Below are 23892 nucleotides of genomic sequence, written 5' to 3' on the forward strand. Positions count from 1 at the left end.
CCTTCCTTCCCCATCCTCGCCGTTGCCGATGCGCCCGACCCGCCCTACTTCGCTGCCCACCCGCTGTTTCCGTCTGGCCCGCATGGGATGGCACATCGCCATCGGCCTGATCATCGTCGCCACCCGCTTCCCACGCCTGGCCTACGCCGAGCGCGCCGTGGTGACGCAGCGCTGGTCGCGCAAGCTGTTGCAGATTCTGGGGGTGACGGTGGAGGTGTCCGGCGACTCGCCCGGGTTCTACCCGAACAACACCTTGCTGGTGGCCAACCACGTGTCGTGGCTGGATATCTTCGTGCTGAACAGCTCGACGGTGTCGCGCTTCGTCGCCAAGCGGGAGATCCAGCGCTGGCCGGTGGCGGGCTGGCTGGTGGCCAGCGCCGGCACGGTGTTCATCGACCGCAACAACCGGCGCGATGCCAGCCGCGTCAACCAGCACCTGGCGCAGGCGCTGGAGAACGGCGGCTGCATGGCGGTGTTTCCCGAGGCGACCACCTCGGACGGCAGCGTGCTGCTGCCGTTCAAGGCCTCGCTGTTCGAATCGGTGCGCCAGTCGCGCGGCACGGTGCAGCCGGTGGCGCTGAGCTACCGCACGCCGCACGACACGCCGTGCACCGCCGCCGCCTACGCCGGCGAAACCACCTTCATGGAAAGCCTGCGCAGCATCCTGGCCACCCCGGCGATGCGGGTGGAGCTGCGTTACGGCAGCCGCATCAGCGCCGCCGGCACCAGCCGCGAGCCGACCCGCTTCGAGCTGGCCGAGGCGGCACGCGACGAGATCGTGCGTGGGCTCAGGATAACGCCTGCTCGGCCGGACACGGCAGCGAGAACACCTGCCGATCCTCCAGCCTGAGCGCGGTAAGGCTGCCGCCCCACAGGCAGCCGGTATCGATGGAGAGGATGTCTTCGGTGACGTAGAGGCCGAGCGCCGACCAGTGGCCGCAGATGATCGGGGTGCCGGCGCTGCGCCGCCCCGGCGCGTCGAACCACGGCAGCAGGTTGGCGGGCGCCTTGTCGAGTTCGCCCTTGAACGCCAGGTCCAGCTCGCCGTCGCGCGTCACCAGGCGCATGCGCGTCATGGCGTTGACCACCAGCCGCAGGCGCTCGATGCCCTTGAGCTCGTCGCTCCAGCGCGTCGGCTTGTTGCCGTAGAGACGCGACAGGAAGTCGCGGTAACGCGGCCCGGACAGGCAGTCTTCCACTTCTTCGGCCAACCCCATGGCACGGTCGACGGTCCATTCCGGCAGCAGGCCGGCGTGCACCATGGCGTAGCCCTGCTGTTCGATCATCAAGGGCTGGCAGCGCAGCCAGTCGAGCAGCAGCTTGCCGTCGCCGGCGTTGAGGATGTCGAGCAGGGTGTCGTCGGAGCGCACCTTGCCGAAGCCCTCGGCCACCGCCAACAGGTGCAGGTCGTGGTTGCCCAGCACGATCTGCACCTTGTCGCTGTGGCGGAACACCCAGCGCAGCACTTCGAGCGACTCGGGGCCGCGATTGACCAGGTCGCCGGTGAGCCAGAGCGTATCGCGCCCGGGGTTGAATTCGATCTGGCGCAGGAGTTGCTGGAACGGGCCGAAACAGCCCTGAATGTCGCCGATTGCGTAGGTTGCCATGGTTAATTGTCCTCGATTGGCAGACCGGCAGAAAAGGGCCGTCCGCACTAGCGCGATGATACCGCATGCTACAATGCCCGGCCTGCATTACCGATTTGCGACGCGCCCCCTCCGGCGCGTCGCCTCCCACCGGAAACGCCATGTCAGCACCCCAGCTCAATCCGCCGCAACGCGCGGCCATCCATTACCTCGACGGCCCGCTACTGGTGCTGGCCGGCGCCGGCTCCGGCAAGACCCGGGTGATCACCTTCAAGATCATGCACCTGATCCGCGAAGCGAAGATGGATGCGCGCAACATCGCGGCCATCACCTTCACCAACAAGGCGGCGCGCGAGATGCTGGAGCGCGTCACCAAGCTGATGACGCCGGCCGAGGTGCGCGGGCTGACGGTGTCGACCTTCCACTCGCTGGGCATGCAAATCCTGCGCCAGGAAGCGCCGCACCTGGGCTACAAGCCGCAGTTCTCGATCCTCGACGCCTACGACGCCGGCAAGATCATCTCCGACCTGCTGCGCACCACCGCCAAGGACGAGGTGCGCAAGGTGCAAAGCCAGATCTCGCTGTGGAAGAACGACTTCAAGAGCGCCGAGGAGGCGCTCACGTTGGCCGAAAACGAGTGGGAACGCATCTGCGCCACCACCTACCTCGCCTACCAGGACACCCTCACCGCCTACCAGGCGATGGACTTCGACGACCTGATCCGGCTGCCGGTGGAGCTGTTCCGCAACAACGAGGAGGTGCTGCAGAAGTGGCAGCACAAGCTGCGCTACCTGCTGCTCGACGAATACCAGGACACCAATACCTGCCAGTACCAGCTGGTGAAGCTGCTGACCGGGGTGCGCGGCATGTTCACCGCGGTGGGCGACGACGACCAGAGCATCTACGCCTGGCGCGGCGCCAACATGGAGAACCTGCGCCTGTTGCAGCAGGATTTCCCCAAGCTCAAGATCATCAAGCTGGAGCAGAACTACCGCTCCACCGCGCGCATCCTGCGCGCCGCCAACTCGGTGATCTCGAACAACCCCAAGCTGTTCGAGAAACAGCTGTGGAGCGAACTGGGCCTGGGCGAGCCGATCCACGTCATCCGCTGCAAGGACGAGGAGCACGAGGCCGAGGTGGTGGTGCAGCGCCTCTTGGCGCACAAGTTCGAATGCCGCACCGAGTTCAAGGACTACGCCATCCTCTACCGTGGCAACTACCAGGCGCGCATCTTCGAGCAGGCGCTGCGCAACCAGCGCATCCCCTACCAGATGTCCGGCGGGCAGAGCTTCTTCGACAAGGCCGAGGTCAAGGACGTGATCGCCTACATGCGGCTGATCACCAACCCGGACGACGACCCGGCCTTCATCCGCGCCCTGACCACGCCCAAGCGCGGCGTCGGCGCCGGCACGCTGGAGAAGCTCGGCGCCTGGGCCGGCGAGCGCAAGAAGAGCCTGTTTGCCGCGGCGTACGAGGAAGGCTTCCGGCTGCAGGTGCAGCACGCCCAGCTGGAGCCGCTGACGCAATTCTGCGACTTCATCAATCATCTGCAGTACCGCGCGCTGCGCGAGCCGGCCGGGGAGCTGGCGCAGGAGATGCTCAAGGCGATCGGCTACGAGACCTGGCTGTACGACAGCGAGGACAGCCCGCGCGCCGCCGAGACCAAGTGGAAGAACGTGCAGGAGATGGTGGCCTGGCTCGCCAGGAAGGGCGAGGCCGACAACAAGAACCTGATCGAGCTGACCCAGCTGATCGCGCTGATCACCATGCTGGAGGGGCGCGACGAGGGCGAGCTGGACGCGGTGCACATGTCGACGCTGCACGCCTCCAAGGGCCTGGAGTACCCGCACGTGTTCTTGGTGGGCTGCGAGGAAGGCATCCTGCCGCACAGCGAATCGGTGGAAAACGGCATGATCGAGGAGGAGCGGCGGCTGATGTACGTCGGCATCACCCGTGCCCAGAGGAGCCTGACGCTGACCCACTGCGTCAAGCGCAGGCGCGCCGGCGAGTGGCAGTTCGTCGACCCGTCGCGCTTCATCGACGAGATCAACGGCGACGACCTGCGCCACTTCGGCAAGCCGGGCGCCGAGCCGGTGGTCAGCAAGAGCGAAGGCAAGTCGCGGTTGGCGAGCCTGAGTGCGATGCTGGAAGGCAAGAAGGGCAAGGGCGGCGTCGAGTAGCGTGCCGCCATCGACCTGGACGGAGAACGTGTTTCAGCCGGGGCGAGACCGCCCGGACAGCGTGACCGCCGCAGGCGCCAGGAAACCGTAGCATCCGCGGCGTACCCGAGGATCAGGGCGGAGCGAGTCTCTCGCAGAGCCTCGCTCGCGCAGAAGGCCACCGACGCTCACGGGGCGAAGCGCGGCCACCGGATGAAAGCGGCGCTCACCAGCGCGCCGGCAGATGCTCGCGGATGGCCGCGGCATCGAGATGGGTCAGTTCCTGCGACACCTTGAGCGCCACCATGCGCTCGACCTCTTTGGGCAGGCACTCGCCCAACTGGCCGAGGAAGTGCGGCGGCGCCACCAGCACCAGCCGCTCGAAACTGCCGTCGGCGCGTCCCTGGGTCAGGGCGTTCGCCAGCTTGCGGGCGAACGCGGCGGCATCGTGCTCCTGCGGGTCGCTGCGCGTCACCATGGTCCGGTGCCCGCCGCGCGGCGGCTCGGCATGGTTGCCGCCCGCGGCGGCCTCCCCCTCCTCCGCACTGATTTCCGCCGTTTCCGTCAGCTTGTGCCCACCGGCCTCGGGCTGGAAAATCCGTGCGCGCCGGCTGTCGGCGACGACAATCCATGAAACGTCCATATCGCTCACTCCACTCAAGTTGGCGGTCTTGGCGCCCCTTGTCGCCTGGCCGCAGCCAATCGTCCGGGTTCGCCGCTGGCCGCCGTGCGCTCCCGACACGCTGCCACGGCACGGCAAAACAGCGGCTGTTTCTAGGGTTATAGTGCATACATGTCGCGCGCCCCGAAGTCCCTCAAGCACTGCGAATTCCGCTTCTACGAGGAGCTGAACGATTTTTTGCCGCCCGCCCGGCGCAAGGTCAGTTTTCGCCATGCCTTCAGCGGCAGCCCCACTGTCAAGGACCGCATCCAGGCGCTGGGGGTGCCGCACACCGAGGTCGACCTGATCCTGGTGGACGGCGTGTCGGTGGATTTCCAGCACCATCTGCACGGCGGCGAACGGGTGGCGGTCTACCCGACCTTCGAGCGCTTCGACCTCGCCGAGCTGAACCGGCTGCGCCCGGCGCCGCTACGCCACCCCTGCTTCGTGCTCGATGTCCATCTTGGCCGGCTGGCGCGCTACCTGCGCCTGCTCGGGCTCGATACGCTGTACCGCAACGACTGGCCGGACGAGGAACTGGCGCAGGTCGCGCTGGCCGAGCACCGCATCCTGCTCACGCGCGACGTCGGACTGCTGAAGCGCAATGCCGTGACGCACGGCGCCTTCCTGCGTGCCATCATGCCGCGCGAGCAGCTGCTCGAGGTGCTGGAGCGCTTCGATCTGTGGCGTCAGCTGCGCCTGTTCAGCCGCTGTGCCCGCTGCAACGGCGCCATCGAAGCGGTGACGCGCGCCAGTGTCGCCGCCGAGACACCGCCGCGCGTCTACGCCTACCAGCGCCACTTCTACCGTTGCCAGAGCTGCCGCAAGCTGTACTGGGAGGGAAAGCATTGCGACCGACTGCGCCACTGGCTGGAGCCGCTGCTGCGGGAACACGGCCTGAGCTGGCCCGAGTCGGAGCAGGCACCACGCGACTGAGGCGGCTCACGCCGGTGCCGGAAGGTTTCGGGCCGTGGCGGCGGGGCACAAAAAAACGCGCCCGAGGGCGCGTTTCTGGTATCTGGAAAGCCTAGGCAGGCTTACTTGGAGTTGTTCACCATGTATTCGACGGCGGCCTTGAATTCTTCGTCGCTGCCGGTGAAGCCACCCTTAGGCGGCATGGCGTTCAGGCCCTTGGTGGCGATCTTCACCACTTCGTCCAGGCCCGGCTTCAGACGCGGTGCCCAGGCGGCCTTGTCGCCGAACTTCGGCGCACCGGCGGCGCCGGTGGAATGGCAGGCGGTACAAACGCTGTCGAAGATCTTCTTGCCGGCCACGTTCGGGTCGAGCGCCGCACCGCCTTCGCCGCCGACTTTCGGTTCGGTGAACTTGGCACCGCCGGCATTGGCCATGTAGGCCACGGCGCGCTTCACTTCGTCGTCGCTCAGGTCGGCAGCGCCGCCCTTGGCCGGCATGGCGTTGAAGCCGCCCAGCGCGTGCTGTACCAGGGTGTCGAAGCCCTTGGCGATACGCGGCGCCCAGGCGCCGGCGTCGCCGAACTTGGGCGAGCCGGCCAGGCCGGTACCGTGACAGGAAATACAGATGGCCTTGAACACCTGTTCACCGTTGCGCATGCCCGGGGGCGCGTCGCTGGCGACGGATTCGCCGACCGGTTTCAGGCGAGCGGCTACCGCTTCCTTGGTCATGACTTCGGCATCCACGTTGAAACCACTGGTTGCCAGCTTGGCCAGCAGCCAGATCGCCACGACCAGAAAGACAACGACGCCGATCAGGACCTTGACAACCTGTCCCGGGGCCATCCCGTTCCCATTACTCATTCCGAGCCTCGCCTGAAATATTAATGACAATGAAGAAATCAGGGGGATTATACGAGAACCCTCTCGGCATGGCAAAAGCCCCTCACTGGACGCGCCGGGGCAGTTAAGCTATCATCCGCCTGCTCTGCAAAGCACCCGTAGCTCAGTTGGATAGAGTGTCAGCCTCCGAAGCTGAAGGTCGTTGGTTCGATTCCAATCGGGTGCGCCAAGAATTCAAAGGGTTAGCGACATCTTTTCGCTAACCCTTTTTGCTTTCCTGCCGTCCGTTTTTGTCCCCGGCGCCCTTTCGCGGCAACCCTGCCTCCGGGGGACACACGGCTCCCCCTGTCGTCACCGCGTCACTGTCGTCGTCGGCCATGGGCGCGGTGAACACGCGCTCAGGCCAGCGGCAGCTCGATGTTGACCATCAGCCCGCCTTCGGCGGCATTGGCGGCGGCGATGCGCCCGCCGCTGGCGACGATCACCCGCTTGGCGATGGCCAGCCCCAGCCCGTAGCCCTGGTTGTCGCTGCCGCTGCTGCGGAAGAACGGCTCGAAGATCGTCGCCAGCTCGGCTTCCGGTACGCCGGGGCCGTGGTCGTGGATGGCGAGGCGCACCTGCCCGCAATCCGGCAGCGGCGTCACCCGGATCTGCACCACGCTGTGCGGCGGGCTGTAGCGGATGGCGTTGCGCAGCACGTTTTCCACGGCGCGGCGCAAGAGGTCCGGGCGGGCGGCGACACGGCCGTCGTGCTCGATCTGCATTTCCACGCGGCAGCCCGACAGGCCGGCCTCAAACTGGGCGTCGGCCACCAGGGCGACGAGGAAGTCGCGCAGCGACAGCGTTTCGCCGCCGGCGGCGCCCTCGGCGTCGAGCCGGGCGATCGCCAATAGCTCTCCCACCAGCTGGTCCATTCGCCCGGCCTCGCGCTCGATGCGCTCGAGCCAGGTGTCGAGTTTTTCCGGCTGCTGGCGTGCCAGGTCGACGGCGGCGCTGAGCCGCGCCAGCGGGGAGCGCAGTTCGTGCGAGACGTCGTGCAGCAAGCGCTTCTTGTCGTCGATCAGCCCCTGCAGCCGCTGCGCCACCAGGTCGAAGTCGCGCCCGAGGTCGGCCAGTTCGTCCTGGCGCCGTCCCAGTTGCTGGGCCAGGTTGACCTTGAGATTGCCCTCGGCCACGGCATCGAAGGCGCCGCGCATCAGACGGATCGGCTTGGACAGGTAGCGCGCCAGCAGCGCGCCGAAGATCAGGCTCGCCACCAAGCCCACCAGCAGCGGCTCCGGCGGCACCGGGCCGTGCCGGGGAGGCGGCGGCGGCCGCTGCGCCGGGTCCTGCCGCGCCAGTACGGCGGCACGCGGGGATTCGAACTGATGGCGCAGGCTGAAGGCGACGCCGACCCCGAGCGCGGTGGTGATCTGGGCCAGCCACAGGATCAGGAACAGTTTCCAGAACAGGCGTCCCATGGGTCAGGCCTTGATGAACTGGTAGCCGCGACGGATCACGGTCTGGATGCAGGAGCGGCCGTCGGGCAAGGGGCCGAGCTTCTGGCGGATGCTGCTCATGTGGACGTCGATGCTGCGGTCGAAGCGCGCCAGCGGACGGCCCAGCGCGCGTTCCGACAGCTCGCCCTTGCTGACCGGGTGCCCGGCCTGGCGCACCAGCTCCGCCAGCAGGCTGAATTCGGTGCTGGTCAGCTCCAGCGGACGGCTGTCCCACTCGGCGCGGCGCTCGCGCGGCCACATCGCCAGCGCGCCCTCGCGCAACACGTCGCTCTCGGCCTGGCGCACCTCGCGCAGGGCGCCGCGGCGCAGGATGGCGCGGATGCGCGCCAGCAGTTCGCGCGGGGTGCATGGCTTGGGCACGTAGTCGTCCGCGCCCAGCTCCAGCCCGAGCACGCGGTCGAGATCGTCGCCCTTGGCGGTCAGCATCAGCACCGGCAGCGCGCTCTGCTGGCGCAGCCGACGCAGTACCTCGATGCCGTTGATGCCGGGCATCATGACGTCGAGCACCAGCAGGTGATAGTCCCCGCTCAGGGCGAGCGCCAGGCCGTCGCTGCCGTTGGCGGCGAGCGCGACCATGCAGCCTTCGCGCTCGAGGTAGTCGCGCAGCATCTCCGCCAGTTCGACGTCGTCGTCGACCAGCAGCACCCTGGGTCCGTCCTGCGGCGTCAGGACCGCTCGGCTATTCGCCATCGTTCACTCCATCCCTCGCAGCCGGGCCACGCTTGACCCGGCTTGACACGTGTTGCCCGCATTCTAGCGCAGGGGCGCGCGCGCCGAGCACGGCCGGGCACGCCAGGGCAAAAGGTTGGCCGAAGAGGGAGAGGGCTCCGTCTTCGGCCAACCTGGCAGGGGAGGAATACACCGGGCCCGGCGCCACGCCGCCCGGAACGTCAGATATAGGTATCGATGGTCTTGCCCAGCGTGGTGAATTCGTCCACCACGCTGCCGACGCCGGATGAAATGGCCGAGCCCAGCGACGACAGCCCGGAGCCGATGGCGTTGCCGACCGACTCCACCTCGCTCCCGACCTCCTTCAGGCCATCGTTCACGGCCTTGCGCACCGCTGGCATGGCGTACAGGCTGGCGGCGCTGGCGGCGATCGATTCGATGCTGCTCATGGCGGTTCTCCTCAACAAGGCGGGGCAAGGCCTGCCACTGGCGCCCCGCGGGGTTGGTATTGATGGGTACGCCCTCTATTTACCATGTCCCGCCGTCCGCTACGGCCGCCACGCCGTTTATTTACACTTCTTTACCCTGGCGCCGTCTTTACCTGTTTTTACCCGGGCTAACCCCGATTCACACCCCTCCCCCGCATACTGGCCGCCCGTTTTCCTCACCCCGGCGCCGCCCGGCGCGCGCCGCGCTCATCGCCCATGACCCTCGTTCCGAAAACCTGGCAACGCCGCGCGCTGCTGGCGGCCACCGTGCTCGCCGCCGCCGTCGGCGCCAAGCTGCTGTTGTTTCCCGCGCCGGCGTCGCCGGCCTACCTCACCGCGCCGGTGACGCGCGCCGACCTCGAGGACAGCGTGCTGGCCAGCGGCGCCGTCAAGGCGTTCAAGCAGGTCAGCGTCGGCGCCCAGGTGTCCGGCGAGGTGAAATCGCTCAAGGTCAGCCTGGGGCAGCAGGTGAAGCAGGGCGAGCTGGTGGCGGAGATCGACCCGCGCAGCCAGCAGAACACCCTGCTCGATGCCGAGGCGGCGCTGGCCAGCAAACAGGCCCAGCTGCGCGTCAAGCAGGCGGCGCTGACCAAGGCGCTGCTCGACGCCCGGCGCCAGACCAGCATGTTGGCCGAAGAAGCCACCGCGCGCGAGAACGTCGACAGCGCCCGGGCCACGCTCGCCACCGCGCGCGCCGAAGTGGCGCAGCTTCAGGCCGAGATCCAACAGGCGCGCATCACGCTCAACACCGCCCGCCTCAACCTCGGCTACACCCGAATCGTGGCGCCGATCGGCGGCGTGGTGGTGGCGCTGCCGGTGGAGGAAGGCCAGACCGTCAACGCCAGCCAGTCGGCGCCGACCATCGCCAAGATCGCCCAGCTCGATACCGTCACCGTCAAGGCGGAGATTTCCGAGGGCGACGTCACCCGCGTCAGGCCGGGCCTGCCGGTGTATTTCACCATCCTCGGCGCTCCCGAGCGGCGCTACCGCGCCACGCTGCGCGCCATCGACCCCGGCCCGCAGTCGCTCAGCGACGCCGCCGATAGCAGCACCAGCAGCAGCACGTCCTCGTCGAGTTCGAGCAGCTCGTCGAGCAGCAGCAGCGCCATCTATTACTACGGCCTGTTCGACGTGCCCAACCCGGAACACCAGCTGCGCATCTCGATGACCACGCAGGTATCGATCGTGCTGGCCGAGGCCCGGAACGCGCTGACCATCCCCGCCACCGCGCTGGGCGAGCGCGCCAAGGACGGGGCGTACACGGTCACGGTGCTGGACCAGGACGGCCGCCCGAGCACGCGCCGCGTCCAGATCGGCCTCAACAACAACGTCAGCGCCCAGGTGCTGTCCGGCCTCAAGCAAGGCGAGCGCGTGGTGGTGGGACAGGCTTCAACCACGGCCAGCACCACGAGCAGCAGCGAACGCCGCGGCCCGCCGCCGATGGGGATGTAAGCGATGGCCACTCCCCTGCTCGAAGTCAGCGGCTTGTACCGCGAATTCCCCGCCGGCGACGACACCGTGGCGGTGCTGCGCGACGTCGACCTGCAGATCATGGCCGGCGAGATGGTGGCCATCGTCGGCGCCTCCGGCTCCGGCAAGTCGACGCTGATGAACATCCTGGGCTGCCTCGACCGCCCCAGCCGCGGCGGCTACCGCGTCAACGGCCGGGAGACCGGGGCGATGGCGCCGGACGAGCTGGCGCGGCTGCGGCGCGAGCACTTCGGCTTCATCTTCCAGCGCTATCACCTGCTGCCCGACCTGAGCGCGCTGGGCAACGTCGAGATTCCGGCGATCTACGCCGGCAAGGCGCCGGCGACGCGCCACGAACGCGCGCACGCGCTGCTCACCCGGCTCGGCCTGCGCCGGCGCACCGCGCACCGCCCCGGCCAGCTCTCCGGCGGCCAGCAGCAGCGCGTCAGCATCGCCCGCGCGCTGATGAACGGCGGCGACGTGATCCTGGCCGACGAGCCGACCGGCGCGCTCGACCGTCACAGCGGCCAGGAGGTGATGGTGATCCTGCGCGAGCTGCACGCCGAAGGGCACACCGTGATCATCGTCACCCACGACGCCAAGGTGGCGGAGCACGCCGACCGCGTGATCGAGATCAGCGACGGCCAGATCGTTGCCGACCGCCGCAACGTCACGGCCAGGACGGCCGCTGCCCTGCCCTCGCACGGCCACGCCGGTACGGCGGGCACGCCATGGCGCGCCGCCGCCGGACGCTTCGGCGAAGCCTTCACCATGGCCTGGCGCGCGCTCACCGCGCACCGCCTGCGCTCGTTCCTGACCATGCTCGGCATCATCATCGGCATCGCCTCGGTGGTGTCGGTGGTGGCGCTGGGCGAGGGCTCGCGCCAGCGCATCCTGAAGGACATCAGTTCGATGGGCACCAACACCATCGACATCTTCCCCGGCGCCGGCTTCGGCGACCGCAAGGCGGACGCCATCCACACCCTGACCGCGCGCGACGCCGAGGTGCTGGCGCAGCAGGGCTTCGTCGACAGCGTGACGCCCGGCGTCAGCAGCGCGGTGACGCTGCGCTACCGCAACGTGGCGGTGAGCGCGCAGGTGAAGGGCGTCGGCGAGCAGTATTTCCGCGTCAAGGGCGTGGAGATGGACCAGGGCAAGGCTTTCGACGCCGGCGCGGTGCGGCGCCAGGCGCAGGAGGTGGTGATCGACCCCAACACGCGCCAGGCGCTGTTCGGCGCCAACGTCGACCCGGTCGGCCGGGTGATCCTGGTGGGCAGCGTGCCGGCGCGGGTGATCGGCGTCAGCAAGCAGCAGAACAGCGCCTTCGGCAACGACGAGAACCTCAACCTGTGGCTGCCCTACAGCACGGTGATGAGCCGCCTGCTGGGCCAGGACTATCTCAAGAGCGTCACCGTGCGCATCGGCGACAGCGTCTCGAGCAGCGCCGCCGAGGCCGGCATCGTCAAGCTGATGACGCGCCGCCACGGCAAGCAGGACTTCTACGTGATGAACACCGACAGCATCCGCCAGACCATCGAGAAGACCACCGCCACCATGACGCTCTTGGTGTCGATGATCGCGGTGATCTCGCTGGTGGTGGGCGGCATCGGCGTGATGAACATCATGCTGGTGTCGGTCACCGAGCGCACCCAGGAGATCGGCGTGCGCATGGCGGTGGGCGCGCGCCAGGGCGACATCCTGCAGCAGTTCCTGATCGAGGCGGTGCTGGTGTGCCTGATGGGCGGCGTGCTCGGCGTCGGGCTGTCGCTGTTGGTCGGCGCGGCGTTCGACCACCTCAGCAGCCACTTCAGCATGGTCTACTCCGCCGGCTCGATCGTCGCGGCGTTCGCCTGCTCCACCCTGATCGGTGTGCTGTTCGGCTTTTTGCCGGCACGCAACGCCGCGCGGCTCGACCCGGTGGTCGCGCTGGCGCGGGAGTGAAGGATATGACGATGAAACCCCTGCTGGCCGCCGTACTGCTCGGCCTCGCGCTGAGCGGCTGCGCCGCCCTGAACGATACCCCCTACAGCACGCCCCGACTGAAACTGCCCTCGGCGTGGGAACACGCCCAAGCCGGCAGCGCCGCCACGGCGTCTTCGGCCAACCTCGAGCGCTGGTGGCAGCGCTTCGGCGACGCCGAGCTCGACACCCTGATCGAGCTGATGCTGGAGCGCAACAACGACCTCGCCGCCGCCACGCTGAAGGTGCGCCGCGCCCGGCTCGCCGCCGACCTCGCCGACGACGCGCTCAGCCCCAGCCTCGCGGCCAGCGCCGACAGCAGCGCCAGCCGCTCGCTGAAGCACGGCGGCGGCACCACGCAAAGCCACGCCGTCAGCGCCAGCGTCAGCTACGAGCTCGACCTGTGGGGCAAGCTCGCCCGCCAGCGCGACGCCAAGGTCTGGGAAGCCAAGGCCACCGAGCAGGACAAGCAGAGCACGCGGCTGTCGCTGATCGGCACCACCGCCACGCTGTACTGGAAGATCGGCTACCTCAAGCAGCGCCGCGCGCTGAGCCAGGACAGCATCGCCTACGCCGAGCGGACGCGGCAGCTGGTGCGGGCGCAGAAAGCCGCCGGCGCCGCCTCGCAGCTCGACCTGCTCAACGCCGAACAGACGCTGGCGAGCCAGCAGGCGAGCCACACCGAACTCATGCAGCAACTGGCCGAGGCGCGCAACGCGTTGTCGCTGCTGTTCGACGGCCCGCCGGGCAGCCGCTTCCAGGAGCTGGAACGCTTGCCGCAGCGCGCCCTGCCCGCGATCGCCGCCGGCGTGCCGGCCCAGTTGCTCGCGCGCCGTCCCGACCTCGCCGCCGCCGAGCTGCGCCTGCGCGCAACGCTGGCCAGCGGCGACGCCACGCGCGCCAGCTACTACCCCGACATCAGCCTGACCGGCAGCCTGGGTTCGAGCAGCACGGCGCTGTCCCAGGCGCTGAGCAACCCGGTCGCCACGCTGGGCGCCGGGCTGACGCTGCCCTTCCTGAAATGGCGCGAAATGCAGCTCAACCGCAAGGTGTCCGAGGCCGAGTACCAGCAGGCCGTGGTCGAATTCCGCCAGACCCTGTACCAGGCGCTGGCCGATGTCGAAAACGCGCTGTCGGCGCGCCGCCAGTACCAGGCGCAGGGGGAAAAGCTGGAAGCCTCGCTCTCCGCCGCGCGCCAGGCGGAACGGCTGTACGAGGTGCGCTACCGCGCCGGCGCCGCCGCGCTCAAGGACTGGCTGGAAGCTCAGGAAACGCACCGCCAGGCCGACATCGCGCTGCTGCAGAACCGCTACAACCAGCTGGCCAACCAGGTCACCGTGTACCAGGCGCTGGGCGGCGGCGTGGCGGGTAAAGATGGGTAAATGGGGACCGGGCGGGCGCTGTCCGCCGCTATCATGACCGTCGCGTTCATCCGTCACAGGTAGTGCCCGTGGTGTACAAATCCGCCCTTGCCATGCTGTCCCTGCTGGCCTTGCCGGGTTGCGTCGTGATGCAGCCCGACCCGACCCTGGAAGCGATCAAGCTGATCAGCGTCGCCATCACCGGCGTCGCCTCGATGACTCCCGGCCCGACGCAGAACACCATTCTCCACCCCCACGCCCCGGTCAAAAACCTCTGCATCGAGTGGAACCGCGGCGTGGCGCTGCCCGACTTCGTGCCGGCGCTGCAGAGCGAACTGCAGCGCCACGCCGTCGAGAGCCGGGTGTACGAGGCCGGCATGCAGCCCTCCGGCTGCGGCGCCGAACTCGCCTACACCGCCTTCCTGCAGTGGGAAAAGCGCTCCTTCGGCGACGACTACGCGCCGTACCTGAGCTACGCCGCGCTGACGCTGCGCCAGAACGGCACGGTACTGGCCAGCGCCAACTACGAGATGGGGGTAATGGGCTACGACAAATGGACGCCGACGCGCAAGAAGCTCGCCCCGCTGGTCGACGCGGTGCTGGCGGGCAACTGACATGACCGGCCCGGCGCTTAGAACCGGTTTACGATCTCGCGAGCCAGAGCGAGACAAGGCAAAAACGGCTGAGGAAGCGGCATTTACACGGGGTAAATGAGCATTCCGAAGACGTTTTTAACACGGTATCGCCGACGCGCAGCAGATCGGAAACAGGTTCTTACCAGAACGACAAGGTATCCACCAGGAACTGCTGCATCCAGCTGCGGCTGTTGCTGTCGGCCACCAGGCCGCGCCCGCCCAGCTCGAAGCGGGCGTCGGCGACATTGTCGGACGACACCAGGTTGCCGTTGGGCAGGATGTTGATCACCGAGGCCGCCAGCTTGCCCTTCAGCACGTTGCTGTTGGTGTTCTCCCCCTTGCCGCTGAAGCTGTCGCTGCCCGAGGCGTCGACGTCGATGTCGAAGATCCACTTCAACAGGCCGGTCATCGACGAGCCGGCGCCCGGTCCCGCCACCTTCAGCGCGTTCTTGCGGCTGCCGCTGGTGCCCGACTTGTTGCTGCCGGACAAGCTCTCGGCAATCTCGATCTTGACGATGTCGCCGATGTAACGCGCGCTCTGCTGCTCGAACAGCAGGTGCGCGCTGCCGGCGCGGAAAATCCCGCCCTGGTTGCGGTTTTCCAGGTTGGCCAGCGCGTAGCCGGGCCGCACCGTGGTCGGCCCGCTGACCGCTGTAGGGGAAACGCTGCTGCATGCACCGAGCAGGCACGCCAGCGCCGTGCCGCCCATCACTCGCCGGAACATCGGACTATCACCTCGCAGAAAGGGGTTGAGCTGTACAGGGCGAAGGCGTGGCCGGCAACCGCCGGGCCACGCCTCGCGACAGGGCATGCTGGGGCAAACGACGGTTAACGGGCGTTAACCGAAGGCAAAGTCCGGTAAAGATTTTTGACTTGGGTAAATCCAGGTAAAGCTGCGTGGTGCCACCGCAAGCGGCTGCTATGATCGTGCCCTCCCCGCGCCCCAGAGACCCTCGCCCATGACCCACGTGCTGCTTGTCGACGACGATATCGAGTTGAGCGCCATGCTCGCCGATTATCTGGGGCAGGAGGGGTTCCGGGTCAGCCGCGCCGCGGACGGCGAGAGCGGCCTGCGTGAAGCGCTGTCCGGGCGCTACGCCATCGTGGTGCTCGACGTCATGATGCCGCGGCTGAATGGCATCGAGGTGCTGCGCCGCCTGCGCCAGCACAGCCAGATGCCGGTACTGATGCTCACCGCGCGCGGCGACGACATCGACTGCATCATGGGGCTGGAGCTGGGCGCCGACGACTACGTCACCAAGCCCTGCGCCATGCGCACCCTGGTGGCGCGGCTCAAGGCGCTGCTGCGGCGCGCCCCCTCAGCGGCAGCGCCCTCCGTGGGTGGCCCGCTCGCGGCGGGCCCGCTCACGCTGTGGCCGACGCGCCGCCACGCCGAATGCGATGGCCGGGCGCTGGAGATGACCGGCACCGAGTTCAACCTGCTGGAAGTGCTGGTGCGCCACGCCGGGCGCATCGTCAGCAAGCACGAGCTGTCGCAGCAGGCGCTGCGCCGGCCGCTGGCACGCTTCGACCGCAGCATCGACGTGCACGTCTGCAGCATCCGCCAGAAACTGCCGCCGCGCCCCGACAGCCTGTCGTGGATCCAGACCGTGCGCGGCATGGGCTACCTGTTCCTGGCGGAGTGAGCGCCGTCCCCTCCCCGGCCCCGCCCATTCACCCCGGATACGCGAAACGCGCCGCGCGGCGGAACAGATCGCCCGGCGCCGGCCCTGCTGGCCCAAGCGCTCCCGGCGCATAGCCGGCCATCTCCTTGAGCGGGCCCGCCCGGAGGCCTTGATCGCGCCGGCCGGATCGCCTCACACGGACTGCTGCGGGCAACCCGGCTGGCTGCCGGCGGGCGCCAAGAACGGCACGGCATCGGGCGCGCTGGCGGGAAAGTGCTGGGCGAGCACCTCGGCCAGCGGCAGCGGTCTGGCCACGCCGTAGCCCTGGGCGTAATCGACCCCCATGCGTTTGAGCGCCTCCAGGATGCCCGGGTGTTCGGCGAACTCGGCGATGGTCTGCTTGCCCATGACGTGACCGATGTGGTTGATCACCTCGACCATGGCGTGGTCGACGGGGTCGTCCAGCATGTCCTTGACGAAGCCGCCATCGATCTTCAGGAAATCCACCGGCAGGTGCTTGAGGTAGCCGAACGACGACATGCCGGCGCCGAAATCGTCGAGCGAAAAGCGGCAGCCCAGCTGGCGCAGTTCGCGCATGAATTCGGTGGCGCAGGCCAGGTTGGCGATGGCGCTGGTCTCGGTCACCTCGAAACACAGATGCGCCGGATCGATGCCGCTGCCGGACAGCTCGGCGCGCAGGAAACCGAGAAAATCGTCGTCGCACAGCGAGGCGCCGGAAAGGTTGATGGCACAGGTCCACTCGCTGCCCGGCGAGGTCCGCGCCGCCAGCATGGCCAGCGCCGTGCTCACCACCCAGCGATCGATGGTCGCCATCAGGTTGTAGCGTTCGGCGGCAGGGATGAAGGCGCTCGGCGGCACCAGCATGCCGTACTCGTCGAGCAGCCGCAGCAGCAGCTCGAAATGCGGTGCGGCCGAGCCGTCGCCGAGCGGGGCGATAGTCTGCGCGTAGAGGCGGAAACGATCGTCTTCCAGCGCGCGGTGCAGGCGTTGCACCCACTCCATTTCACCGTAGCGGACGGTCAGTTCGGCGTCGTCCGCGGCGTACAGCTGCGCCCGGTTGCGCCCCTTTTCCTTGGCCATGTAGCAGGCCACGTCGGCGGCGCGCATCACCTCCTTGAGCGTGGTCGGCACCCCGGAAATGTGCACCACTCCGATGCTGGCGCTGATCGCGAACGGCTGGCCATTCCAGCTGAAGTGCAGGTCGCACACGGTCTGACGCAGCTTCTCGGCGACCGGCAGCGCCGCTTCGGGCGGACAGTTCTGCAACAGCACGCCGAATTCATCGCCGCCCAGGCGCGCCAGGGTATCGCCCTCGCGCAGCTGCTGGGACAAGAGCACGCACACCTGGCGCAGCAGCTCGTCACCGGCGGCATGGCCGCAGGTGTCGTTGACCACCTTGAACTGGTCGAGGTCGAGGTACATCAGCACGTGGTACTGCTGGCGCCCGACGGTGGCCTCCAGCAGCCGCGTCAGGCGGCGCTCGAATTCGTGGCGGTTGGTGAGCCCGGTGAGGGCGTCGTGGCTGGCCTGCCAGGACAGGCTTTCGATATACAGGCGTTCGCGCGTCATGTCGTGGAACACCAGCACCTTGCCGGACATCCCGCCCTGGCTGTCGAAGATCGGGGCGCTCACCATGCACACCGAGACGCGCGAGCCGTCGTGCCGCTCCAGCAGCAGGTTGCGCCCGGCGCCGGGTGGCGCCGCCTCGTTGAGCAGCGGCTCGAGACGGACCGGCCGCTCCGGCGACAGCCCCTCCTCGAACAGGCAGCACAAGGCCCCCAGGCGACGGCCATGCGCCTGTGCCAGCGGGTGGCCGATCAGTTGCTCGGCCACCGGATTGAGGTAGTCGACCTGGCCGCCGCCGTCGAGGGTAATCACGGCGTCGCCGATCGAGGCCAGGGTGACCTGGGCACGTTCCTGCTCGGCGTGCAGGGCGCCTTCGGCCAACTTGCGGTCGGTGATGTCGAAGATCGAGCCCGACATGCGCACCGCCCGCCCGGCGGCGTCGCGCAGGGCCTGGCCGCGCGCCCGGAACCAGCGATAGCCGCCGTTGCGGGTGCGCAGGCGGTACTCGACGTCGTAGCCGCCCTCGCCCGCCAGATGCCGCTCCAGGCTGTCCCGCGTCGGCACCGTGTCGTCCGGGTGCAGATGCGCCCAGAACGCACCGACGGAGCCCTCCAGCTCATGCTCGGCCAGGCCCAGCATGGCTTTGAAACGCGGCGAATAATAGACACTGCCCTCGGCGATGTTCCAGTCCCAGATGCCGTAGTCGCTGCCACTGACCGCGAGGGCGAGGCGCTCCTCGCTCTCGCCCAGAGCCTGCTCGAACAGCTCGCTCTGGCGGATCAGCTGGCGCGTGCGCAGCAAGGCGAACAGGATCAGGACGGTGGCGCTGACCAGGTTGACGGCGGCCAGCAGGCGCTGGATGACGCGCCCTCCCTCCGCCAGCACGTTGGAGAAGGCGTGCTCCAGCGGCGTGACCTCCCGGTTGATCTCCTGGATCTGGAGCTTGAGCTCGGCCGCCTGCGCCGCGCTCAGGGCGCCGCTCGCCCGGCCCTGGCGCAAGCGCCGGGCCACCTGATCGAGCTCGCCCAGCAGGCGATCACCCTCAGCCCAGTAGACGATGGCCTGATCGAGATAACTGACGCGGCGAAAGCGCAGGAACAGCCAGATCAGCTCGGGGATGTCGTCCGGGTCGTTGGCCCCCTGCAGGAACCCCACGGCGGCGGCGGCGGTGTCGGGATCGGGACGGTCCAGCGCCCGGCGCGCCTTGCTGTCGGCCAGCGGCACGCGGATGGCGTCGCGGTATTGCTGGTAGGCCAGCTCGGAACCGGTCTCGGCGTAGCGTTCGAGGTAGTACACCGCATCCTTCTGGCCCTTCGACCACAGGCTCTCGCCGGCGATGTAGGCGCGCACCGCCGACAGCACGTTCTGGCTCAACCCGCCCAGCAGCACCAAAAGCACCACGGCCACGACGAATGGCCAGGCGAAACTCAGCAGGCGGCGGTTGGTACTGACGCGGGGTGGTTGCATGCCTGTTTTCCAGGGTGGATGGAGAAAAAGCGCTGCTGGCGAAAGCAATCAGGGGAAGGCGGGCAAAACGGGGCCGAACCCGTTTCATCAGCGTGCCATGCAGCCTCCTTGTTTGGCCTGTACGCCGGAGATCCGCACCTGCGCGCATGAAGATTCCGGACGTCATCGTCGAAATCCTGCCACAGCGTCAATGCCATACAAACGGAAATCCCCATGGCATGCCGCATGAAGAAGATATAGTCACTGCCAACCAAAATGCATAGACGACGTGGCTGCACCGAGGGGACGGCACGCGTGGAGCTTTGCCCGAGGGCGCTCGCCGCTAGGTTGGCCGAAAGGGTGTGCGTGGCACGCCTCTAAGGAGGCGCGCGGCAAGGAGCTCGATCTCGCTCTGGAACGGGAGCCGCCCGATCTCGACGCCATCCTGCCCGGCAACGAGGTGCTGCTGGAAGAGCTGCTGACCAACCTGGTCGACAACGCCATCCGCCACACCCCGGAGGGCGGCACCGTGACGCTGCGGCTGCGTCAGGAAACGTGCCGCCACCGATCCTGCGCAGTGAACGCAAAAAAGGCAGGCTCACGAGCCTGCCTGTCGGGTCGAAACGCGCGGGGAATCAGAGCGGATAGCGCAGTTCGGCCAGCGCGGCCTCGACGCGGGCACCCTGCTCGCCCCAGTAGCCCAGCCGGCTCAGGCAGTCGATTGTCACCAGCGCGGCGTCGATCATGAAGCGCTGGTCAACGATCAGCTGCTCCACCTCGGCGAGCTCGAGCAGCACGTGCTCGGCCACCTCGCCGTCCTGGTTGCAGGGGATTTCGCCTTCGTTCAGCCACAGGTCGAAGGTGTACAGCCATTCGCGGTGCAGGCCGCGCTGCACCGGGCGCTCGGCCAGGAGACGGGTGGCGGGGCGCAGCAGTTCCAGGCGGTCGGCCGGGATGCCGGCCTCTTCCCAGCCCTCGCGCTCCAGCGCCAGCGCGATCGACTCGCCGGCGGCGATGCCGCCGCCCATCAGGTTGTCCATGCGGTTGGGGTCGACCGCCTTGTCCGGGCTGCGCCGGCCGATCCACATGCGGAGCGTGCCGTCGGTGCCTCGCACCAGGCCGTTGAGATGGACCGCGCGGCTGGTGAGACCGAGCGGGCGGAAGGCGGCGCGCTCCAGTTCGAACAGCGGGGTGCCGTCGAGGCGGAACGCGGTGAAGTTCTCGTTGCGCCAGCCGTTGAGCCAGCCGGCCTGCTGCCAGCGCTGCGCCGCGGCGGCGAGCTCGCGGCTGAAGTGGGCGTAGTCGCCCGCCAGGGTACAGGACAGGCCGCGCTCGCTGGCGACGAACAGCGCCGCTTCGCTGGCGAGCAGGCGTTCGCACCAAGCGGCGTTGACGCTGCCCAGCACCTCGCCGTCGATGGCGAGTTCGGTAAAGGCCGATCGGTCGTAGCGGGTGACGCCGGACAGGTAGTCCAGCACGGCTTCCACTTGCATGGGTCCTCCATGACGCTGTTGTGGTCGAAACAGCCCGCCATGTTACGGAAGTTTCAAGCAGTTGGCTCGAATTTCTGCACGGTTCGACGCGGCACGGCGCCAACCCGATGTCCCGCCCCTCCCCTTGCCACATCGCCACCCGCTGGGGGTGCGTCGCGGGAGGACGCGCGTACCATTACGGCCGCGCCATGGCGCCCCTCTTCCGCCATGGCCGGCCTCAGCCCTCGGCGAGCCGCTCGGCCAAGCCAGAGGCGCGTTCGGGAGCGCGCTCCAGGGCGGCGCTCCACACCGCGGCGCTGCCCTGCACCGCGAACTCGCGGCGCGCGCGCGTGATCGCGGTGTAGACCAGGGCGCGGTTGAGGTTGGCCGAAGCCGCCTCGGGCAGCGCCAGCCAGACGCGCTCGAACTCCGAGCCCTGGCTCTTGTGCACGGTCATGGCGAACACCGTCTGGTGCGCCGGCAGCCGCCCCGGCGCGATCTCGCGCCAGCCGCCGTCGGCGCTGGGAAAAGCCACGCGCAGGCCGTCGGCGCGCTGCACCGTGAAGCCGATGTCGCCGTTGAACAGGCCGATGCCGTAGTCGTTCTCGGTGATCATCAGCGGCCGGCCGGGGTAGTTGTCGCGCTCCGGCGACTTGCGCCCGGCGGCTTCCAGCCGCGCCTCGACGGCGCGGTTGCAGGCGTCGACCTGGCGCCGCTCCGCCGCCAGCACCATGAAGCGGCCGAACTCGCGCTGCAGCTCATCCGGCGCGGCGCCGGCGGCGACCGCGGCGAAGTAGCCCTGGCGCGCCTGCCACAGCCCCTCGGCCAGATCGCCGGGCTGCCAGGCGACGTCGGGACAGGCGGCGTCGTCGAGCACGGCGAGCGCCCGGGCGGCGTCGCCGGCATTGACCGCGCGCGCCAGCGCGCCGATGCCGCTGTCGGCGGCGAAGCGGTGGCTGTGCGTCAGCAGCACCACGCTGTCGGCCAGCGCATGCGGCACGGTGGCGAGCCCTTCCGGCAGCACGCCGCACGCCTGGGCGAGCCAGGCCAGCGTGTCCGGGCGGTAGCTCACCGTCTGGCACAGTTCACCCAGCACCGCGCCGGGGTCGACCGAGGCGAGCTGGTCGCGGTCGCCGAGTAAAATCAATCGCGCGTGCGGCGGCAGCGCGTCGAGCGTCTTGGCCATCAGCGCGAGGTCGATCATCGACGCCTCGTCCACCACCAGCACGTCGAGCGGCAGCGGATGGCCGGCGTGGTGGCGCGGCGTGGCGAGCCCGGGGCGCAGGCCCAGCAGGCGGTGCAGCGTCTGCGCACTGTCGGGCAACTGGCGCCGCACCGCGGCGTTGAGCGCGAGCTGCGCGCTGGCCCCCTGCACCGATTCGGTCAGGCGCGCCGCCGCCTTGCCGGTGGGGGCCGCCATCGCCATCGCCAGCGGGCGCGGCGACAGTTCGGCCAGCGCCGCCAAGAGGCGCACCACGGTGGTGGTCTTGCCGGTGCCGGGGCCGCCGGAGATCACCACCAGGCGTTGCCGCAGCGCCAGCGCCGCGGCCAGCTTCTGGCGGTCCGGCCGCGCCGGGTCGGCGGCCGGGAACAGCCGCGCCAGCACGGCAGCGAGGCGCGCCGCGTCGACGTCGAAGGGGGCGGCCGCGAGCGCGGCGAGACGGCGCGCCAGGCGCTCCTCGTCGTGCCAGTGGCGCGCGAAATAGAGCCGGCCGGCCCGGTCGAGGATCAGCGGCGCGTAGTCGCCGGGCCGCCCCACCAGCGGCGAGGCCGGCAGGCGGGCGGCGCGCGCACCGAGCGGCAGGCAGACGTGGCCGGCCTGGTTGGCGGCGGCGAGCTGCTCCACCAGCGCCGCCAGCTCGGCGCCGGCGGCGGGGTCGAGCCGGGCGAACAGCGGCAGCAGCTGGGCGGCAAGCGGATTGTCGGGCGGAGTCGGGGTCATGGGGCGTCAGTCGTGCTCGGGTTTGTCGTTGCCGTTCTTGTGCTCGCCGTTCTTGCCGCCGCCCTTGCCCTGCTTGCCGTTTTCCAGACGCGCTTCCAGCGCGTCGCACACGGTACGCAGCACCTTCAGGCGGGCGAAGTACTTGTTGTTGGCCTCCACCAGCGTCCACGGCGCCTGGCTGGTGCTGGTGCGGTCGATCATGTCGCACACCGCGTGCTTGTAGTCGTCCCAGCGCTGGCGGTTGCGCCAGTCCTCGTCGGTGATCTTGAAGCGCTTGAAGCCGGTTTCCTCGCGCGCCTGGAAGCGCTTGAGCTGCTCCTCCGGGCTGATGGCGAGCCAGAACTTGAGCACGATGGCGCCGTTTTCGGCCAACTGGTGCTCGAAGTCGTTGATCTCGTAGTAGGCGCGCATCCAGTCGGCTTCGGCGGCGAAGCCCTCGACCCGTTCCACCAGCACGCGGCCGTACCAGCTGCGGTCGAAGATGGTGCTGCGGCCCTTGCCCGGCACGTGGCGCCAGAAACGCCACAGCCAGGGCTGGGCGCGTTCTTCCTCGGTGGGCGCGGCCACCGGCACCACGCGGTAGCGGCGCGCGTCGAGCGCCTGGGTGATGCGGCGGATGCTGCCGCCCTTGCCCGCCGCGTCGTTGCCCTCGAACACCAGCACCAGCGAGTGGTGGGCAAAGCGCGGATGGCGCGTCAGGCGGTTGAGGCGGCCCTGCAGCTCTTCCAGCTTCACCAGGTACTCGTCCTTGGACAGCGCCTGGTCGAGCGCCAGCGTCTCCAGCAGCAGCTTGTTGTCGAGCGGCGGCACGATCGGCGCGCTCTCGCTGCGCGCCAGGTAGGGGTGGTCGAGCTGCAGGCGCTGGCGCAGCGCGGCCAGTAGCACCTGGCCCACGGTGAGGCTGCGGTAATTGGCATCCTGGCCGTCGATCATCACCCACGGCGCGTAGGCGGTGTTGGACAGCCGGATCATGTGCTCGGCGCTCTTCCTGATCTCCGCGTACTGCTCGTAGTGCTGCCAGTCGCCGGGGCTGACGCGCCAGGCGGTGGCCGGGTCTTTCTCCAGCGTCTTCAGCCGCTTCTTCTGCTGCTCGCGCGTCAGGTGGAACCAGAACTTGATGATCAGCGTGCCGTCGTTGGCGAGCATGTGCTCGAGGCGCTGCACCTCGGAGATCTGGCGGTCGAAGCGGTCCTTGCTGCTGTTGCCGTCGAGATAGTCGAACATCGCGTCCGAGTAGTAGGAGCCGAAGAAGATGCCGAGCCGCCCCTTGGGCGGCAGCTCGCGCCAGTAACGCCACATCCACGGCCGCGCGCGCGCCTCGTCGTTGGGCTGGTCGAAGGCCACGGTGTCGATCAGGCGCGGATCGAGCCACTCGTTGAGCAGGTTGAGCGTCTCGCCGCGCCCGGCGCCGTCGATGCCGTGGATCAGCACCAGCACCGGGAAGTCGCCCTTTTCCTTGAGTTCGTACTGCACGTCGAGCAGCGCCTCGCGCAGGGCCGGCAGCGCCGCCTTGTAGCTGTCCTTGTCGATGCTGTGGCCGATTTCCGCCGATTCGAACATGTGATGGTTTTCCTTTTCT

At 68.7% G+C, this 23892-nt stretch carries 19 protein-coding genes and 1 tRNA gene; 9 read left to right on the forward strand and 11 right to left on the reverse strand.

Going from position 1 to position 23892, the window contains the following annotated elements:
• Positions 1 to 28: 28 nt before the first annotated feature.
• Positions 29 to 850, forward strand: coding sequence for a lysophospholipid acyltransferase family protein (locus AC3WG5_RS00800; protein WP_492567441.1), 822 nt, complete (start codon positions 29 to 31; stop codon positions 848 to 850).
• On the opposite strand, the gene AC3WG5_RS00805 is transcribed toward AC3WG5_RS00800, so the two are convergent.
• On the reverse strand, positions 789 to 1607 hold the full coding sequence (locus tag AC3WG5_RS00805) for a symmetrical bis(5'-nucleosyl)-tetraphosphatase (protein WP_008952417.1): 819 nt from the start codon (positions 1605 to 1607) through the stop codon (positions 789 to 791). The two genes, AC3WG5_RS00800 and AC3WG5_RS00805, sit on opposite strands and share 62 nt — an antisense overlap.
• A 140-nt stretch (positions 1608 to 1747) precedes the next feature.
• Here AC3WG5_RS00805 and AC3WG5_RS00810 point away from each other — a divergent pair, with 140 nt between their 5' ends.
• Positions 1748 to 3766 (forward strand): UvrD-helicase domain-containing protein, encoded by a 2019-nt coding sequence (locus AC3WG5_RS00810; protein ID WP_492567442.1) that lies wholly within the window; start codon positions 1748 to 1750, stop codon positions 3764 to 3766.
• A 205-nt stretch (positions 3767 to 3971) separates the two neighbouring features.
• On the opposite strand, the gene AC3WG5_RS00815 is transcribed toward AC3WG5_RS00810, so the two are convergent.
• Complete coding sequence (locus AC3WG5_RS00815) at positions 3972 to 4388, reverse strand: host attachment protein (protein ID WP_014088414.1); 417 nt, start codon at positions 4386 to 4388, stop codon at positions 3972 to 3974.
• Between the two features lie 150 nt (positions 4389 to 4538).
• Here AC3WG5_RS00815 and AC3WG5_RS00820 point away from each other — a divergent pair, with 150 nt between their 5' ends.
• On the forward strand, positions 4539 to 5342 hold the full coding sequence (locus AC3WG5_RS00820) for a Mut7-C RNAse domain-containing protein (protein WP_492567443.1): 804 nt from the start codon (positions 4539 to 4541) through the stop codon (positions 5340 to 5342).
• 101 nt (positions 5343 to 5443) lie between these two features.
• On the opposite strand, the gene AC3WG5_RS00825 is transcribed toward AC3WG5_RS00820, so the two are convergent.
• Complete coding sequence (locus AC3WG5_RS00825; RefSeq protein ID WP_008952413.1) at positions 5444 to 6181, reverse strand: c-type cytochrome; 738 nt, start codon at positions 6179 to 6181, stop codon at positions 5444 to 5446.
• A 131-nt stretch (positions 6182 to 6312) separates the two neighbouring features.
• Here AC3WG5_RS00825 and AC3WG5_RS00830 point away from each other — a divergent pair.
• Positions 6313 to 6389 (forward strand) — tRNA-Arg (locus AC3WG5_RS00830).
• A gap of 169 nt (positions 6390 to 6558) precedes the next feature.
• Here AC3WG5_RS00830 and AC3WG5_RS00835 read toward each other — a convergent pair.
• The 3 genes from AC3WG5_RS00835 to AC3WG5_RS00845 all read right to left on the reverse strand — a co-directional run bounded on the left by AC3WG5_RS00835 (position 6559) and on the right by AC3WG5_RS00845 (position 8777).
• Positions 6559 to 7620 (reverse strand): sensor histidine kinase, encoded by a 1062-nt coding sequence (locus AC3WG5_RS00835; protein WP_492567444.1) that lies wholly within the window; start codon positions 7618 to 7620, stop codon positions 6559 to 6561.
• Positions 7621 to 7623: 3 nt separating this feature from the next.
• Positions 7624 to 8349 carry a response regulator transcription factor gene (locus AC3WG5_RS00840; RefSeq protein ID WP_492567445.1) on the reverse strand — a complete coding sequence of 242 codons (726 nt, stop codon included), beginning with the start codon at positions 8347 to 8349 and terminating at the stop codon, positions 7624 to 7626.
• Positions 8350 to 8549: 200 nt separating this feature from the next.
• Positions 8550 to 8777: a hypothetical protein gene (locus AC3WG5_RS00845; RefSeq protein ID WP_014088419.1), complete on the reverse strand. Its 228-nt coding sequence runs from the start codon at positions 8775 to 8777 to the stop codon at positions 8550 to 8552.
• A 255-nt stretch (positions 8778 to 9032) separates the two neighbouring features.
• On the opposite strand from AC3WG5_RS00845, the gene AC3WG5_RS00850 reads away from it, so the two are divergent.
• The 4 genes from AC3WG5_RS00850 to AC3WG5_RS00865 all read left to right on the forward strand — a co-directional run bounded on the left by AC3WG5_RS00850 (position 9033) and on the right by AC3WG5_RS00865 (position 14220).
• A complete protein-coding gene (locus AC3WG5_RS00850; protein WP_492567446.1) occupies positions 9033 to 10268 on the forward strand; it encodes an efflux RND transporter periplasmic adaptor subunit in 1236 nt (411 codons plus the stop codon).
• A 3-nt stretch (positions 10269 to 10271) separates the two neighbouring features.
• On the forward strand, positions 10272 to 12227 hold the full coding sequence (locus AC3WG5_RS00855; RefSeq protein ID WP_492567447.1) for a MacB family efflux pump subunit: 1956 nt from the start codon (positions 10272 to 10274) through the stop codon (positions 12225 to 12227).
• Between the two features lie 11 nt (positions 12228 to 12238).
• The gene (locus tag AC3WG5_RS00860; RefSeq protein ID WP_492567448.1) at positions 12239 to 13627 is read left to right on the forward strand and encodes an efflux transporter outer membrane subunit; all 1389 of its coding nucleotides are present in this window, start codon (positions 12239 to 12241) and stop codon (positions 13625 to 13627) included.
• 68 nt (positions 13628 to 13695) lie between these two features.
• Positions 13696 to 14220: a cell division protein FtsI gene (locus AC3WG5_RS00865; protein WP_492567449.1), complete on the forward strand. Its 525-nt coding sequence runs from the start codon at positions 13696 to 13698 to the stop codon at positions 14218 to 14220.
• A gap of 160 nt (positions 14221 to 14380) precedes the next feature.
• Here AC3WG5_RS00865 and AC3WG5_RS00870 read toward each other — a convergent pair whose 3' ends face one another.
• The gene (locus tag AC3WG5_RS00870) at positions 14381 to 14965 is read right to left on the reverse strand and encodes a flagellar basal body L-ring protein FlgH (RefSeq protein WP_492567450.1); all 585 of its coding nucleotides are present in this window, start codon (positions 14963 to 14965) and stop codon (positions 14381 to 14383) included.
• A 235-nt stretch (positions 14966 to 15200) separates the two neighbouring features.
• Between AC3WG5_RS00870 and AC3WG5_RS00875 the strand changes: the two genes are divergently transcribed.
• Positions 15201 to 15887 carry a response regulator gene (locus tag AC3WG5_RS00875; RefSeq protein ID WP_492567451.1) on the forward strand — a complete coding sequence of 229 codons (687 nt, stop codon included), beginning with the start codon at positions 15201 to 15203 and terminating at the stop codon, positions 15885 to 15887.
• Positions 15888 to 16058: 171 nt separating this feature from the next.
• Here the strand turns inward: AC3WG5_RS00875 and AC3WG5_RS00880 are convergent, their stop codons facing one another.
• From AC3WG5_RS00880 to pap, 4 genes are all read right to left on the reverse strand, one after another.
• Positions 16059 to 18920, reverse strand: coding sequence for an EAL domain-containing protein (locus AC3WG5_RS00880; protein ID WP_492567452.1), 2862 nt, complete (start codon positions 18918 to 18920; stop codon positions 16059 to 16061).
• A 614-nt stretch (positions 18921 to 19534) separates the two neighbouring features.
• Positions 19535 to 20392 carry an NUDIX hydrolase gene (locus tag AC3WG5_RS00885; protein WP_492567453.1) on the reverse strand — a complete coding sequence of 286 codons (858 nt, stop codon included), beginning with the start codon at positions 20390 to 20392 and terminating at the stop codon, positions 19535 to 19537.
• 217 nt (positions 20393 to 20609) lie between these two features.
• Positions 20610 to 22313, reverse strand: coding sequence for an exodeoxyribonuclease V subunit alpha (gene recD, locus AC3WG5_RS00890; protein ID WP_492567454.1), 1704 nt, complete (start codon positions 22311 to 22313; stop codon positions 20610 to 20612).
• Positions 22314 to 22319: 6 nt separating this feature from the next.
• Positions 22320 to 23873 carry a polyphosphate:AMP phosphotransferase gene (pap, locus tag AC3WG5_RS00895; protein ID WP_492567455.1) on the reverse strand — a complete coding sequence of 518 codons (1554 nt, stop codon included), beginning with the start codon at positions 23871 to 23873 and terminating at the stop codon, positions 22320 to 22322.
• Positions 23874 to 23892 lie beyond the last annotated feature (19 nt).

It is taken from the genome of Pseudogulbenkiania sp. FW507-F1, from assembly GCF_058781125.1.

Excerpts from the sequence above, each read along its gene's own strand:
- AC3WG5_RS00800 (WP_492567441.1), top strand. The coding sequence starts at position 29 with ATGCGCCCGACCCGCCCTACTTCGCTGCCCACCCGCTGTTTCCGTCTG.
- AC3WG5_RS00805 (WP_008952417.1), bottom strand. The coding sequence starts at position 1,607 with ATGGCAACCTACGCAATCGGCGACATTCAGGGCTGTTTCGGCCCGTTC.
- AC3WG5_RS00810 (WP_492567442.1), top strand. The coding sequence starts at position 1,748 with ATGTCAGCACCCCAGCTCAATCCGCCGCAACGCGCGGCCATCCATTAC.
- AC3WG5_RS00815 (WP_014088414.1), bottom strand. The coding sequence starts at position 4,388 with ATGGACGTTTCATGGATTGTCGTCGCCGACAGCCGGCGCGCACGGATT.
- AC3WG5_RS00820 (WP_492567443.1), top strand. The coding sequence starts at position 4,539 with ATGTCGCGCGCCCCGAAGTCCCTCAAGCACTGCGAATTCCGCTTCTAC.
- AC3WG5_RS00825 (WP_008952413.1), bottom strand. The coding sequence starts at position 6,181 with ATGAGTAATGGGAACGGGATGGCCCCGGGACAGGTTGTCAAGGTCCTG.
- AC3WG5_RS00835 (WP_492567444.1), bottom strand. The coding sequence starts at position 7,620 with ATGGGACGCCTGTTCTGGAAACTGTTCCTGATCCTGTGGCTGGCCCAG.
- AC3WG5_RS00840 (WP_492567445.1), bottom strand. The coding sequence starts at position 8,349 with ATGGCGAATAGCCGAGCGGTCCTGACGCCGCAGGACGGACCCAGGGTG.
- AC3WG5_RS00845 (WP_014088419.1), bottom strand. The coding sequence starts at position 8,777 with ATGAGCAGCATCGAATCGATCGCCGCCAGCGCCGCCAGCCTGTACGCC.
- AC3WG5_RS00850 (WP_492567446.1), top strand. The coding sequence starts at position 9,033 with ATGACCCTCGTTCCGAAAACCTGGCAACGCCGCGCGCTGCTGGCGGCC.
- AC3WG5_RS00855 (WP_492567447.1), top strand. The coding sequence starts at position 10,272 with ATGGCCACTCCCCTGCTCGAAGTCAGCGGCTTGTACCGCGAATTCCCC.
- AC3WG5_RS00860 (WP_492567448.1), top strand. The coding sequence starts at position 12,239 with ATGAAACCCCTGCTGGCCGCCGTACTGCTCGGCCTCGCGCTGAGCGGC.
- AC3WG5_RS00870 (WP_492567450.1), bottom strand. The coding sequence starts at position 14,965 with ATGTTCCGGCGAGTGATGGGCGGCACGGCGCTGGCGTGCCTGCTCGGT.
- AC3WG5_RS00875 (WP_492567451.1), top strand. The coding sequence starts at position 15,201 with ATGACCCACGTGCTGCTTGTCGACGACGATATCGAGTTGAGCGCCATG.
- AC3WG5_RS00880 (WP_492567452.1), bottom strand. The coding sequence starts at position 18,920 with ATGCAACCACCCCGCGTCAGTACCAACCGCCGCCTGCTGAGTTTCGCC.
- AC3WG5_RS00885 (WP_492567453.1), bottom strand. The coding sequence starts at position 20,392 with ATGCAAGTGGAAGCCGTGCTGGACTACCTGTCCGGCGTCACCCGCTAC.
- recD (WP_492567454.1), bottom strand. The coding sequence starts at position 22,313 with ATGACCCCGACTCCGCCCGACAATCCGCTTGCCGCCCAGCTGCTGCCG.
- pap (WP_492567455.1), bottom strand. The coding sequence starts at position 23,873 with ATGTTCGAATCGGCGGAAATCGGCCACAGCATCGACAAGGACAGCTAC.